The 13,336-nt window shown below is 33.9% G+C and carries 14 protein-coding genes; 4 read left to right on the forward strand and 10 right to left on the reverse strand.

The genetic code is table 11. The features are described from left to right. Nucleotides 1-30: 30 nt before the first annotated feature. Nucleotides 31-555, reverse strand: a complete 525-nt coding sequence (locus DPN68_RS09735; RefSeq protein ID WP_113989465.1) for a methyltransferase domain-containing protein — start codon at nt 553-555, stop codon at nt 31-33. Nucleotides 556-634: 79 nt separating this feature from the next. Here DPN68_RS09735 and DPN68_RS09740 point away from each other — a divergent pair, with 79 nt between their 5' ends. The 4 genes from DPN68_RS09740 to DPN68_RS09755 all read left to right on the forward strand — a co-directional run bounded on the left by DPN68_RS09740 (nt 635) and on the right by DPN68_RS09755 (nt 3,981). After that, nucleotides 635-1,483: a glycosyltransferase gene (locus DPN68_RS09740; RefSeq protein WP_113989466.1), complete on the forward strand. Its 849-nt coding sequence runs from the start codon at nt 635-637 to the stop codon at nt 1,481-1,483. A gap of 2 nt (nt 1,484-1,485) precedes the next feature. Continuing rightward, nucleotides 1,486-2,397 carry a hypothetical protein gene (locus DPN68_RS09745; RefSeq protein ID WP_113989467.1) on the forward strand — a complete coding sequence of 304 codons (912 nt, stop codon included), beginning with the start codon at nt 1,486-1,488 and terminating at the stop codon, nt 2,395-2,397. Between the two features lie 67 nt (nt 2,398-2,464). Then, nucleotides 2,465-3,211, forward strand: a complete 747-nt coding sequence (locus tag DPN68_RS09750; protein WP_113989468.1) for an MlaE family ABC transporter permease — start codon at nt 2,465-2,467, stop codon at nt 3,209-3,211. Next, nucleotides 3,211-3,981 (forward strand): ABC transporter ATP-binding protein, encoded by a 771-nt coding sequence (locus DPN68_RS09755; protein WP_113989469.1) that lies wholly within the window; start codon nt 3,211-3,213, stop codon nt 3,979-3,981. The genes DPN68_RS09750 and DPN68_RS09755 overlap by 1 nt, the downstream gene beginning before the upstream one ends. Before the next feature lie 4 nt (nt 3,982-3,985). On the opposite strand, the gene DPN68_RS09760 is transcribed toward DPN68_RS09755, so the two are convergent. From DPN68_RS09760 to porV, 9 genes are all read right to left on the reverse strand, one after another. Next, the gene (locus DPN68_RS09760) at nt 3,986-5,311 is read right to left on the reverse strand and encodes a DUF389 domain-containing protein (protein WP_113989470.1); all 1,326 of its coding nucleotides are present in this window, start codon (nt 5,309-5,311) and stop codon (nt 3,986-3,988) included. 5 nt (nt 5,312-5,316) lie between these two features. Further along, the gene (locus tag DPN68_RS09765) at nt 5,317-6,369 is read right to left on the reverse strand and encodes a mannose-1-phosphate guanylyltransferase (protein ID WP_113989471.1); all 1,053 of its coding nucleotides are present in this window, start codon (nt 6,367-6,369) and stop codon (nt 5,317-5,319) included. Nucleotides 6,370-6,428: 59 nt separating this feature from the next. Beyond that, nucleotides 6,429-7,031 (reverse strand): SprT-like domain-containing protein, encoded by a 603-nt coding sequence (locus DPN68_RS09770; RefSeq protein WP_113989472.1) that lies wholly within the window; start codon nt 7,029-7,031, stop codon nt 6,429-6,431. Between the two features lie 52 nt (nt 7,032-7,083). After that, a complete protein-coding gene (locus DPN68_RS09775) occupies nt 7,084-7,770 on the reverse strand; it encodes an SDR family NAD(P)-dependent oxidoreductase (RefSeq protein ID WP_113989473.1) in 687 nt (228 codons plus the stop codon). Beyond that, the gene (locus DPN68_RS09780) at nt 7,760-8,719 is read right to left on the reverse strand and encodes a M28 family peptidase (RefSeq protein ID WP_113989474.1); all 960 of its coding nucleotides are present in this window, start codon (nt 8,717-8,719) and stop codon (nt 7,760-7,762) included. Before DPN68_RS09780 ends, DPN68_RS09775 begins: the two co-directional genes overlap by 11 nt. Before the next feature lie 71 nt (nt 8,720-8,790). Continuing rightward, complete coding sequence (locus DPN68_RS09785) at nt 8,791-10,404, reverse strand: pyruvate dehydrogenase complex dihydrolipoamide acetyltransferase (RefSeq protein WP_113989475.1); 1,614 nt, start codon at nt 10,402-10,404, stop codon at nt 8,791-8,793. A gap of 5 nt (nt 10,405-10,409) precedes the next feature. Continuing rightward, nucleotides 10,410-11,408: a pyruvate dehydrogenase (acetyl-transferring) E1 component subunit alpha gene (gene pdhA / locus DPN68_RS09790; RefSeq protein WP_113989476.1), complete on the reverse strand. Its 999-nt coding sequence runs from the start codon at nt 11,406-11,408 to the stop codon at nt 10,410-10,412. Between the two features lie 156 nt (nt 11,409-11,564). Next, nucleotides 11,565-12,047 (reverse strand): cytidine deaminase, encoded by a 483-nt coding sequence (gene cdd / locus DPN68_RS09795; RefSeq protein ID WP_113989477.1) that lies wholly within the window; start codon nt 12,045-12,047, stop codon nt 11,565-11,567. Nucleotides 12,048-12,114: 67 nt separating this feature from the next. Beyond that, complete coding sequence (porV, locus tag DPN68_RS09800; RefSeq protein ID WP_113989478.1) at nt 12,115-13,326, reverse strand: type IX secretion system outer membrane channel protein PorV; 1,212 nt, start codon at nt 13,324-13,326, stop codon at nt 12,115-12,117. Nucleotides 13,327-13,336 lie beyond the last annotated feature (10 nt).

Below are 13,336 nucleotides of genomic sequence, written 5' to 3' on the forward strand. Positions count from 1 at the left end.
TGCTTGTATGTGTTTTTTGTATCGATGCGTTTATTTTATTTTTTCAGCATAAACCAAATAATATCGTGGTGTAAAATAACGCAATAAAGGTCTAAAACCAATTTTCTTTACTGGATGCGTGAATTGCACACTGTCGACAATTTTCCAACCTGTTTTTTCTAACAACCAATCCAATTGCCAATCTTCAAATTCGTGATAATGACGATCCCATTTGTCGGTTTTGCTTCGATAAGCATTAGCAAACCACAATTTTAACGGAACAGAAATCAGCAATTTATCGCAAGTTACGGCATTCAAAACCGTGAAAGGATTTAATAAATGTTCGAAAATTTCAAATCCTGTAAAAACCTCATACGATTCGTTTTGCAACGCCGATTGATCCAAATCCAAATCTTCTCCAGAAGTATTTTGCACTGAAAAACCTTCTTTCTCCATGATTTTTGACAACGGATTACTCACGCCCAAATCTAAAATGCGTTCCGATTTAGAAACGTGTTTTTGCAAAAAATCCATAGTAATTTGAAAGCGCTTGTCTGGATAGGTGTTCTCGTACATGATTGTAAAATTTATTTTAGGGAAAAAGCATTTTCCCCAACAAAAATAAAGATATTTGTATGTAAATATTCGAATTCGCATGAAATTTTATATAATAATTCCAGCTCATAACGAAGCGCAATTCCTTGGACTCACTTTAGAGTCGCTTGTGAACCAAAGTTTGTTGCCTTCCAAAATCATTGTAGTGGATGACAATTCTACAGATGAAACGGCTGCAATTGTTCAAAATTATGCTGAAAAACACGAATTTATCTCTTTGGTTACCAAAAAATCCGATGCTATTCATTTACCTGGAAGCAAGGTTATTCAAGCGTTTCAAGAAGGTTTACAGCATATTAATGACGATTATGATTTCATTGCCAAATTTGATGCCGATTTAATTTTTCCTTCCAATTATATTGAAACCATAATCAAACATTTTGAATCTGATGAAAAAATTGGAATGGCGGGTGGTTTTTGTTATGTGGAGCAAAATGGTCATTGGATTTTAGAAAACTTAACCGATAAAGACCATATTCGTGGTGCTTTGAAAGCTTACCGAAAAGAAACCTTCCAACAAATTGGTGGATTGCAAGCACAAATGGGTTGGGACACTGTAGACGAATTACTTTGCAAATTCTACCATTGGAAAATAAAAACCGACGAAAGTTTACATATAAAACACTTAAAACCAACAGGAGCCAACTACAATAAAATAGCTCGTTACAAACAAGGCGAAGCATTTTACACTTTAGGTTACGGCTTTTTAATCACCGCCATTGCTTCATTAAAACTAGCCATGCGAAAAGGAAAACCTTTATTATTCCTAGATTACATCAAAGGTTTTTGGAAAGCGAAAAGAGAAAACAAAACTATGTTAGTTACTCCGGAGCAAGCGATATTTGTTAGGAAGTATCGCTGGAGAAAAATTAAAGAAAAACTATTTTGATAATGAAAAAACTGCTATTACTATTTCTATTTTCAATTCCAATAGTAGCTCAGAAAAAACTAACAATTGCTTCTGAATCAAAACAACCAATTGAGGATGCGATTCTTCTTATAGAAAATTTACCAAGATATATTTCTGATAGTTTGGGACACGTTTACATTCAAAAAGAAGATTGGAACAAAACCATTTCCATTAGACATTTAAATTTCAACAAAAAAACCTTTGAAAATTGGATAGAGAAAGACACTTTGTTTTTAGAAGAAACAATTAATGAGCTTAACAATATTGAGTTAATTGGAAATAAAAAACATGAAAAGCTAACCCATACTTTATTTCCGAAAAGCAATTTACGAAATATTTTACCGGAAAATTTTGGCAAAAGTAGCCCCATTGGAAGAAATGTAGAAATTGCGCTTTATTTTCCAAATGAAAAGAAAGCAGCTGAAATTATTAAAAGAGTAAAAGTGTATACCAATGATTATAAAGTAATTGAAAGTTTTGAAACAAAAAAGTCAAATCGAAGAAAAAATGCTAAATACAGTCCAATAGAAGTGAATTTTTACACGGTTGATGCTGTTTACGGCGTTCCCAAAGAGAAAATATTTCAGGAAAGCTTTATTATTTCGTGCCAAAAAAATAACGATTATGCTGTTTTAGAGCTTTCAGAAGCAGAGCAATTTGAATTTCCGTCAAACGGGATTTTCGTTACAATAAAGAATTTAAGTACAGAAGATTATGATACTTTAGGATTTAATAATCCGCCAGGAATCACAACCATTGGTGTATCAAAAAACAATCCAATTATTCCTTATTTCAGGTATTTACATCAAGGCGAAACAGCAATTTGGAATCTATATAATTACTTAATTGAAAGACAAAATGCTTTTAAAATTGGTATAGAATTTAAAAATTAAATTAATGTTTGCATAAAAAATAGTACTTTTACTGTCTACTATAAACTGTTCACTGAACACTAAAAATATGATGCTCATTCGCTATTTATCACAAATTGGTCGCTATTTCATTATGCTAAAAGAAGTTTTTAGCAAGCCTACAAAATGGAGCATGATGAAACAATTAATCTTAAAAGAAATTGATGATTTAATCATTGATTCCCTCGGTATTGTTTCTTTTATTTCCTTTTTCGTGGGCGGCGTTGTGGCGATTCAAACGGCTTTAAACTTAACCAATCCGTTAATTCCAAAGTATTTAATTGGGTTTGCTACCAGACAATCGGTTGTTTTAGAGTTTGCTCCAACGTTCATTTCCATCATCATGGCGGGAAAAATGGGTTCGTTCATTACATCAAGTATTGGCACCATGCGCGTTACGGAACAAATTGATGCATTGGAAGTTATGGGAGTGAATGCTGTAAATTATTTAGTTTTTCCGAAAATAATTGCCTTACTTTTATATCCGTTTGTTATTAGTTTAAGTATGTTTCTTGGAATTTTGGGCGGTTGGATTGCTGCTGTTTATGGTGGTTTTGCTTCAAGTCCGGAGTTTATCACGGGATTACAAGAAGATTTCATTCCGTTTCATATTGCATATGCTTTTATAAAAACGATTTCTTTTGCTATGATTTTGGCTACTATTCCGTCATTTCATGGATTTTATATGAAAGGTGGTGCATTGGAAGTAGGTAAAGCAAGTACGGTTTCTTTTGTTTGGACATCGGTAGTGATTATTTTAGTGAATTATATATTAACGCAACTCCTTTTAAGCTAATGATAGAAGTAAAAAACTTAGAAAAAACATTTGGAGATCAAAAAGTGTTAAAAGGAATCTCTACCTTATTTGAAGCTGGAAAAACCAATTTGATTATTGGTCAAAGTGGTTCAGGAAAAACGGTTTTTCTGAAGAGCTTATTAGGCATTCATACGCCAGAAGTTGGAACCATTTCTTTTGATGGCAGGATTTATTCTGAATTAGACAAAGACGAAAAAAGAGAATTACGTACTGAAATTGGTATGGTTTTTCAAGGAAGTGCTTTGTTTGATTCCATGACTGTAGAGGAAAACGTGGGTTTTCCATTAAAAATGTTTACCAATAAAACTACGGAAGAAATTAAAGAACGCGTAAATATTGTAATTAATCGTGTAAATTTAGTGGATGCCAACCATAAAAAACCTTCGGAAATTTCAGGAGGAATGCAAAAACGTGTGGCAATTGCTAGAGCTATTGTGAATAATCCAAAATATTTGTTTTGTGACGAACCTAATTCGGGATTAGACCCAAAAACAGCTATTGTAATTGATAATTTGATTCAAGAAATTACTGAAGAGTATAACATCACAACGGTTATCAACACACACGACATGAACTCGGTGATGGAGATTGGCGAGAAAATCGTATTTCTTAAAAATGGTTTATTGGAATGGGAAGGCTCCAAAAGAGAAATCTTTAAAACGGATAATGCCGCTGTAACCGACTTTGTATATTCATCAGAGTTATTCAAAAAAGTACGAAAAATGTATTTGGAAGAAGATAATTTGTAAAAAATTACTCTTCGATTTTAACTAAAACATTATTATTGTTGGTTTTAACTCGTAGCCAATTCTCTAAAGTTTTCTTTTTTTCAATTGTCATTTCTGATGTTATATTAGCTTTCCACTTAACAAAAAACGTTGGAATAGTATCGGTTTTACTAAAATTAGATTTTAATATTCTTCCATAAGAAATCGATTCGATATCCGAGTTAAGTACTTTTACTTCATTTACAATTTGATCAAAAGAATTTAAAATTGGGAATTTATCTTCCATTATTTGTTGCGAAGCCATGTACACTTTTTCAATCTCATTTAGTTTTTTTAAAGTTTCTCCTTCATGATAATCCTTCAAAATATTTATTTTAACATCTGAATAACCTTTTTTGTTCAAAGCAGTTTTTAAACTATCTAAATCTGCTTGACTAATTTTATTACCAATAACAGCAAACGAAACTTCGTTCTTATTGTAATCCTTATCTATATCAAAAATCAACACGCCTTTAGTTTCTTTTTGCTTTTCAATAAATGTAGATATAGTTTGCTCATATTCCGTTTTTTTATACAGTTTATAAAAGAAAAAAATACTTGGAATTAAAATTATAAATGAAGCAATATAGACGATATTAGAAATAAACTTTTCTCGTTTGGAATCCAAATACTCTTCCATTGGGAATTTTAAAAATCTAACAATTAGAAAAGTAGCAGATGCAATAAAAATGGTATTGATTGAAAATAAAAAAATGGCGCCACCAAAGAATTCCCATTTTGCAGTGGCTAATCCATATCCTGCGGTACATAATGGTGGCATAAGAGCTGTTGCAATAGCAACTCCAGCGATTGTTGTATATTGTTTAGCTCTTCTACTAAAAGCAATGATTAAGGCCAAACCTCCAGCGAAAGCAATAATTACATCACGAACATCAGGTCCTGTTCTTGCAATTAACTCAGGCGTTTCATGTTGAAAAACTGGAATACTAAAGTAAAGGAACGAAGTAGCAATACTAAGTGCAACCATAATACCAAAATTCTTAAGCGCTTTACGTAATAAATAAATATCGTTAATTCCTAACGAAAGCCCAACTCCCATAATTGGCCCCATTAATGGTGAAATTAACATGGCTCCAATAACTACTGCTGGAGAACTGGTGTTTAAACCCGCAGACGCAATTAAAATGGAGAAAATTAGTACCCAAGCCGTTTGTCCCTTTATTGGAATTCCTGCTTTTACATCTAAAATTGTTGCTTGCACATCAGTATCTTCTGAAATATTAAAAATTTCACCTAAAAATCTCTTTACAGACAATACTACTTCCTTAAATGTGCCTTTATTGTTCTCCATAAAACTTAAAGTTTTGCAGTTATCTTTTTAATATCTTGTTCTTTATTTTTGGGATAAATCAAAAGCACATTATCTCTATCCACTATAATATAATCTGAAATTCCATCAATCACTACTAGTTTTTTTCCGTCAGTTCTTATGATGTTGTTTGAGGCGTTTTCTAATAGCACTTTTGCATTTACAACAGCGTTATCTTGTTCGTCTTTTGGTAATTTATCGTACAACGAACCCCAAGTTCCTAAATCGTTCCAATCGAAAGTTGCTGGTAAAACAAATACATTTTCTGCTTTTTCCATTACCGCATAATCAATTGAAATATTTTCGGCTAATGGATAATTTTCTTTAATAAATTGTTTTTCTTTTTCGGTATTGTACACTTCATAACCCTTCATGAAATGTTCGTACATTTTAGGTTGAAACTGTTCAAATGATTGTACAATAGCTTTTACACTCCAAATAAAAATTCCTGCATTCCATAAATAATTTCTACTTTGAATGAATTTACGTGCCGTTGGATAATCCGGTTTTTCTCTAAATTGTTTCACTTTTTTTATTGGACGAGAATCCAATTTATCGAATTCAATGTAGCCGTAACCCGTATTTGGAAACGTTGGTAAAATTCCCAAAGTCATCAAATTTTCATCACGTTCACAAAAATCGAAAGCTAGTTGTAAGTTGGCACAAAATTGCACCTCATCTTCAATCCAATGATCACTTGGCGCTACCACCATAAGTGCATCTGGATTCTGTTTTTTTATTTTTAACGATGCATACAAAATACATGGCGCTGTGTTTCGCATGGCAGGTTCTAAAATAATTTGCTCTTGTTTTACCAATGGCAATTGTTCCAAAATCAAATCGTTATAGCTTTCATTAGTCAATATCAAAATATTTTCCTTTGGAATTAACTGCGACAAACGACTGAAAGTTTTTTGAATCAAAGTTTCACCGGTTCCCAACATATCGTGAAATTGCTTAGGAAAATCAGTTGTACTTACTGGCCAAAAGCGAGAACCTACTCCACCAGCCATCAATATAGCGTAATAATTTTTATTCATTTTTATGTTTTTTTTGCCACTAAGTCACTAAGTCGCAAAGATTTTTTTACTTAAATAAATCAACTTGGCACTACTTCTACTTCTGCATTAGGTTGAAATAAATATAACCTTCCAGAAGCTATTTCCATGCATTCGTAGCGTTTGACTCGTAATGCAATTTTTCTAAATACTTTGCCGTTGTGAATTCTAAAATGACTTCCATACGGTATTTCAAAGATATAACTTTTATCGGATTCTTTTTCGTCGTATTGTTTTAATGCCAAAGACAAAGTGGCATCGGTATCGCTACTAGCTTTTGGATTTTTGAAATGTCGAGCTATTAATGGCAACAACTGATTAGGGAAAATTTCTGGTCGAATAAAAGGAATCATCAAATGTTGGAATGTTAATTTCCATTCGTCACCATGCGGCTTTATAAATCGTCCGTATTTTTCAAAAGCTACTAAATGCGCAATTTCATGAATCAGCGTAATCATAAAACGGTATTTATTCAAATTGGCATTTACCGTAATCAAATGATACCCTTGTGCATCTTTTCGATAATCACCATGACGTGTTACTCGTTCATTTACAATTTTTAAATGCACGTGATTGGCTTTGATTAGCTCAAAAACAGGTTGAACCGCGTGTTCAGGCAAATATTTTTGTAAAACTTCTGACATTAATTATTACTTACTCATTATTTCATTTGTCCGAATTTGTCGGACATTTCAATTAAGGCGTTGAAGAGCTGACTTGCAGCACTTTCCCGTTGAAATATTTGTTTCCAGTCAATGCAAAATTAAACATATAATCAGCCATTTCTTTGGCTGAAAGTGGCGCTTCGTAACCTGGAAATGCTTCTTGTAACATTTCGGTATTTACTGCTCCTAGTGCTAAAACATTGAATGCAATTCCTCGCTCTTTGTATTCTTCTGCTAGTAATTCTGAAAGCGTAATTACAGCTCCTTTACTTGACGAATATGCCGCTAATCCTGCGAATTTCATACTACCTTGAATGCCACCCATAGAACTTATAGTTACTACATGACTTCCTTTTTTCATGAACGGAATGCAAATTCGAGTCAGTTCAGCTACTGCAAAAACATTGACTTTATACACTTGTTCAAAATCCGAAAAAGAAAGATTTTCGAAAGGTTTGTTGACCAATAGACCCGCGTTGTGAATCAGAATATCGACTTTATTTTGCCAAGTTTCTTTCACAAAATCTGCCACTTGAAGCAAATCGTTTTCGTTAGCAATATCAATTGGTAAACAAGAAATATGGCTGTGTTCTAGCAATTCTTTTTTGGTGTTTCTAGAAATAGCTAGTACTTGGTGACCAGCATTGGCAAATTGCAAAGCTAATTCAAAACCAATACCACGAGAAGTTCCTGTGATGATGATATTTTTATTTTCCATTTAGCTGAATTTCTTTAGTTGGTGCGTTAATCATTTTTTCTAAAACAGGAATAGTTTTCGAAATTACTTTTGCCATATGATTCGTATCCATTAATTCAAATTCATCTTTTGGATGGTGGTAATAATCAAAGTTTTCAAAATCGAAAGTAGAAACAGTTTGCGCAGGCACTTCAAATTCAGTAAAAAATGGATAATTATCTGAAGCTCTAAACAACATATATTGAGTTTCAACTGGCAAATAACCTACTAACTTTTCTCCAGCATATTCATTCATTTTTACAGCCATATTTGATTTCCCAAAACCTGTAAGATAGAAATCCATTCCACGGTCTTTCATTGGCACACCAATCATTTCAAAATTAAACATAAAATACAAATTCATGTTTTGATCTTTTAGTTTTTTTGCCAAATGTTTTGAACCCAACAATCCTTTTTCCTCAGCTGAAAAGAACACAAACAGCAAACTTCTTTTGTTGTTTTTGATTTTCGAAAAATATTTTGCTACTTCTGTAACTGCAGTTGTTCCTGTTGCGTTATCATTCGCTCCATTAACAATATTATCGCCATCAACGGCATTTTGAGCTAGACCAATATGGTCGTAATGCGCACCAATAATTACAAATTCGTTCTTTAATTTTGGATCCGTTCCTTCTATAAATCCAACGACATTATATGCTGGTTTTGAGAAATTAGATAGTGTGTCGCGATAGGTTTTGAAATACGGTTTAATTCCATTTTCTTTTAGAATGTTTTCTAAATAAACTGCGGCGGTTTCAATTCCTTCGCTTCCCGTATCTCTTCCTTGTAAGTCATCGGAAGTTAAAAATTTTAGCGTTTTGGATACGTCAGCAGATGAAACCTCTACTTTAGCATTTTCTGCAGTAATACTACTTTTTGGGGCTCCACAAGCGACCAACAAAAACACCAACAAATAACTGTAAATTCTCATACCTTTAAGTTTTTAGTAAAAATAAAAAAATCCCGACAATATCGGGATTTTAGAATGTTATATTTTGTTAATTATGCTAACATAGTAACTGGGTTTTCTAAAAACTGTCTTAATGTTTGTAAAAACTGAGCGCCTGTTGCACCATCTACTGTTCTGTGATCACAAGCTAATGTAACTGTCATTGTGTTACCAACAACAATTTGACCGTTTTTTACTACTGGTTTTTCTTCGATTGCACCAACAGATAAAATAGCGGAGTTAGGTTGATTAATAATCGAAGTAAACGATTGAATACCAAACATTCCTAAATTAGAAACTGTAAAAGTACTACCTTCCATTTCGGCTGGTGTTAGTTTTTTGTTTTTAGCTTTTCCAGCCAAATCTTTAACCGCAGCACCAATTTGAGATAAACTCATTTGGTCTGTAAAGTTTAAAACTGGAACTACCAAACCATCCTCCACAGCTACTGCAACACCAATATTTACATGGTGATTGATTATCATCGCATCTTCTCTCCATTGCGAATTTACTTGCGGATGTTTTTTCAATGCCATAGCACAAGCTTTCACTACCATATCATTGAAAGAAACTTTAGTATCTGGAACGGTATTGATTACAGCTCTAGATTTCATAGCTTCATCCATTGCTACTTCAATTGTTAAGTAGTAGTGTGGTGCTGTAAATTTAGATTCTCCTAAGCGACGCGCAATGGTTTTACGCATTTGCGAGTTTTTGATTTCTTCTTGGAAAGTTTCTCCAGCAGGAACAAATGGTTTTACAGTTGATGAAGCTTGAGAACCCTCTACTCCACTCGAAGTAACAGCATTAGAAACTGTAGAAGGTGTAAAGTTTTCAACATCGCTTTTTACAATTCTTCCATTTTCACCTGAACCTTTTACTTGAGCAAGGTTTATTCCTTTATCTTGAGCAATTTTCTTAGCCAATGGCGATGCGAATATTCTGCTATCTGAGTTAGAAGTTGGAAGTTGGGAGTTGGAAGTAGTTTCTGTTTTAGCAACTGCTTTTTCTTCTTGTTTTGGAGCTGTAGCAGTTCCACCTGATTTAAAATTGGCAATAATTCCAGAAACATCTGTTCCTTCTGGACCTAAGATTGCTAAAATACTATCTACTGGTGCTGATTCACCTTCATTGATTCCTACGTATAATAAAGTTCCTTCATTGAAAGATTCGAATTCCATGGTAGCTTTATCCGTTTCGATTTCAGCTAAAATATCTCCTTCGCTTACTTTATCTCCTACTTTCTTCAACCAAGTTGCCACAGTTCCATCAGTCATGGTATCGCTCAAACGAGGCATTGTTACTACTTTTACATTGGATGGAATCTCGACTGCGTTCGATTTGACAGACTGAGGCTCTACTTCAACTTTTTCTTCTTGAGTTTCAGCTGGAGCACTTCCTCCATTTAACAATGAAGAAATATCTTCTCCTTCTTTTCCAATGATGGCTAATAAAGAATCTACTGAAGCTGTTTCGCCTTCTTGTATACCAATATGCAATAAAGTTCCTTCGTTAAATGATTCGAACTCCATTGTAGCTTTATCCGTTTCAATTTCAGCTAAAATATCGCCTTCTTTGATTTTATCTCCTACTTTTTTAAGCCATGTTGCTACGGTACCTTCTGTCATGGTATCGCTCAAACGCGGCATTGTAATTACTGTTGCCATATTGCTTATAATTTATGAGGTAAAAATGGATAATTTTCTTGTTCGTACACTACATCATACATCACACTTAATTCTGGATATGGTGATTCTTCAGCAAATTTTTCGCACTCATCAACCAAATCTTTCACTCTTTGGTCAATTGCTTCAATTTCTGCTTCTGTTGCGTAATTGTTCTCTTTAATGATATCCAAAACTTGTGTAATTGGATCTATTTTTTTGTATTCTTCTACTTCTTCTTTAGTTCTGTAATGTTGCGCATCTGACATAGAGTGACCTCTGTAACGATACGTTTTCATTTCTAAGAATGTTGGTCCATCACCACGACGCGCTCTTTCGATAGCTTCATGCATAGCTTCAGCTACTTTGATTGGATTCATTCCATCAACTGGTCCACAAGGCATTTCGTAACCTAAACCTAATTTCCAAATATCGCTATGATTGGCAGTTCTTTCAACTGAAGTTCCCATAGCATAACCGTTATTTTCAACGATGAAAACTACTGGTAATTTCCACAACATAGCCATATTAAACGTTTCATGCAAAGAACCTTGACGTGCTGCACCATCACCAAAATATGTCATGGTAACTCCACCAGTTTCAAAATATTTATCTGCAAATGCTAAACCAGCACCTAATGGAATTTGACCTCCAACAATTCCGTGACCTCCATAAAAACCGTGTTCTTTAGAAAAAATATGCATCGAACCTCCTAAACCTTGAGATGTTCCTGTTGCTTTTCCTAATAATTCAGCCATTACTCTTCTTGGATCCACACCCATACCAATAGGTTGTACGTGATTTCTATAAGCCGTAATCATTTTGTCTTTAGACAAATCCATTGCATGTAAAGCCCCAGCTAAAACCGCTTCTTGACCGTTATATAAATGAAGAAATCCTCTTACTTTTTGTTGGATATATAAAGCAGCTAATCTGTCTTCAAATTTTCTCCAAAGCTGCATGTCTTCGTACCATTTTAGGTAAACTTCTTTTGTTATTGGCTTCATTCGTTTGTTAATTAAGTTGAAATACTCCTATCGAGCAAAAACTAAAACTTGTATTTTTTTTACAAAAAGCAAAAATACTACATAGAACCGTATTGAAAAAATTAATTGTTATCAATTTTGCGTTTTTTTGTGACGATTTATCAAAATCACAGCAATCTACAAATAATTTTTATCAAACATGAAAGGCAGTAAATTTTTCAAGGAGTCGGATTGGTATATTTTTCCTTTTCCTCCCATAAATAAAATTTCTATTGGTGCCTCTTGTTTAATTTCGTATTCCGCAATAGATTGTCGACAGGAACCACATGGTGGAATTGGCTGATCTAAATCTCTATCTTCTGGAGAAGCCGTAATGTACAGCTTTACAATTTTAGCCTCAGGATAATTGGCTCCAGCGTAAAAAATAGCCACTCGTTCCGCACATAAACCCGATGGATAAGCAGCGTTTTCTTGGTTAGATCCCAAAACCACTTGTCCATTATCTAAAAGTATTGCTGCACCAACGGTGAATTTAGAATAAGGAGCATAAGCTTTCTTTCTAGCAGCTATAGCTTGTTGCATTAATTCTTTGTCTGCTGTTTTCAAATCATCGATAGAATCAAAAACAGTAAACGTGGTTGTAAGTGAAATTTGCTTCATATGTAAGGAAAAAAAATCCAAACTCATTAAAACGAATTTGGATGTTTATTAATTTATTTATTTATCTCTAAAGTTCATCGTAAGAATCACCAAAATTAAATGTTAAAGAGAAACGCAAGGTATTCTCTAATGGATTTCTAACTTTAGAAGCAGAGAACAAATACGAAACATCAATTTTAACGATGTTGTATTTAAAACCAGCTCCAAGTGTAAAAAATTTTCTTGCTCCTTTTAATTCGTGCTCATTGAAATATCCCATTCGTAAAGCAAACGAATCTTGGTACCAATATTCCGCTCCCAAAGCCCAAGTAAACTCTTTTAACTCTTCAGCAAAACCATCTGGTGCATCACCAAAAGATTTAAAAATTCCACTTGTCCAAGATGTTTTACGGTAATCATTTTGTGCTTGTGTATTTGCGTCATTTGCTGCCGCAACTTCAGAAGGCGAAATAACACCATCTCCGTCTAAATCTGTTGGTTGTACTCTTGCTGGCGGTGTTGGCACCATTAACTTTGTAACTTCAGCCGTTAGACCAATTTTATTATATTCATCAAAGATAAAATCAAAACCACCACCCAAACGCAAATTAGCTGGTAAAAAATTATCATTGAATTCATCGTTATCATAACTGATTTTCGGCCCCATGTTTTGCAAGTTAAAACCAAGTCTCCATCTACCATTAAAATCATCATAAGCAATTTCTTCTGACTGATAATATCCTGCAATATCTACTGCAAAAGTTGTTGCCGCAGAAGCATCAGTGGTTCCATCAGGAATTCTTAGAGCGGAACGAATAAATCGCCCTCCAACAGCCATTGCAAAACGTTCACTCAATTTTAGAGAATAAGATAAATCAACTGCCAACTCATTAGGGTTAACAACTCTTGGAACTTCATTTGGATCTCCTGTTTCTCTTAATTCTATATCACCTAAACCAAAATAACGAAACGAACCAGCAAAGGCACTTCTCTCGTTTAATTTGTTGTAGTAAGTCAATTGACCCAACGAAATATCATTGGCAATACTAGTTAAATAAGGGGTATAACTCACAGAAAAACCGTGTTCTTGCAAAGCAAAAGCATATTTTGCAGGGTTATATTGTTGAGAAAACGCATCCGCAGAAGTTGCCACTCCCATATCTGCCAAACCTGCAGAACGCGCATCAGCAGCAATTAATAAAAAGGGAACTCCTGTTGTAATCGTTCTACTATTATCTTCCTGAGCAAATGTGTTTTGGCTTACAATTATAAATGCTATCAATAAAGCAATCTTCTTCATTAGGGTATTT

It is taken from the genome of Flavobacterium tibetense (assembly GCF_003293845.1).
Taxonomy (GTDB): domain Bacteria; phylum Bacteroidota; class Bacteroidia; order Flavobacteriales; family Flavobacteriaceae; genus Flavobacterium; species Flavobacterium tibetense.

Excerpts from the sequence above, each read along its gene's own strand:
- DPN68_RS09735 (WP_113989465.1), bottom strand. The coding sequence starts at position 555 with ATGTACGAGAACACCTATCCAGACAAGCGCTTTCAAATTACTATGGAT.
- DPN68_RS09740 (WP_113989466.1), top strand. The coding sequence starts at position 635 with ATGAAATTTTATATAATAATTCCAGCTCATAACGAAGCGCAATTCCTT.
- DPN68_RS09745 (WP_113989467.1), top strand. The coding sequence starts at position 1,486 with ATGAAAAAACTGCTATTACTATTTCTATTTTCAATTCCAATAGTAGCT.
- DPN68_RS09750 (WP_113989468.1), top strand. The coding sequence starts at position 2,465 with ATGATGCTCATTCGCTATTTATCACAAATTGGTCGCTATTTCATTATG.
- DPN68_RS09755 (WP_113989469.1), top strand. The coding sequence starts at position 3,211 with ATGATAGAAGTAAAAAACTTAGAAAAAACATTTGGAGATCAAAAAGTG.
- DPN68_RS09760 (WP_113989470.1), bottom strand. The coding sequence starts at position 5,311 with ATGGAGAACAATAAAGGCACATTTAAGGAAGTAGTATTGTCTGTAAAG.
- DPN68_RS09765 (WP_113989471.1), bottom strand. The coding sequence starts at position 6,369 with ATGAATAAAAATTATTACGCTATATTGATGGCTGGTGGAGTAGGTTCT.
- DPN68_RS09770 (WP_113989472.1), bottom strand. The coding sequence starts at position 7,031 with ATGTCAGAAGTTTTACAAAAATATTTGCCTGAACACGCGGTTCAACCT.
- DPN68_RS09775 (WP_113989473.1), bottom strand. The coding sequence starts at position 7,770 with ATGGAAAATAAAAATATCATCATCACAGGAACTTCTCGTGGTATTGGT.
- DPN68_RS09780 (WP_113989474.1), bottom strand. The coding sequence starts at position 8,719 with ATGAGAATTTACAGTTATTTGTTGGTGTTTTTGTTGGTCGCTTGTGGA.
- DPN68_RS09785 (WP_113989475.1), bottom strand. The coding sequence starts at position 10,404 with ATGGCAACAGTAATTACAATGCCGCGTTTGAGCGATACCATGACAGAA.
- pdhA (WP_113989476.1), bottom strand. The coding sequence starts at position 11,408 with ATGAAGCCAATAACAAAAGAAGTTTACCTAAAATGGTACGAAGACATG.
- cdd (WP_113989477.1), bottom strand. The coding sequence starts at position 12,047 with ATGAAGCAAATTTCACTTACAACCACGTTTACTGTTTTTGATTCTATC.
- porV (WP_113989478.1), bottom strand. The coding sequence starts at position 13,326 with ATGAAGAAGATTGCTTTATTGATAGCATTTATAATTGTAAGCCAAAAC.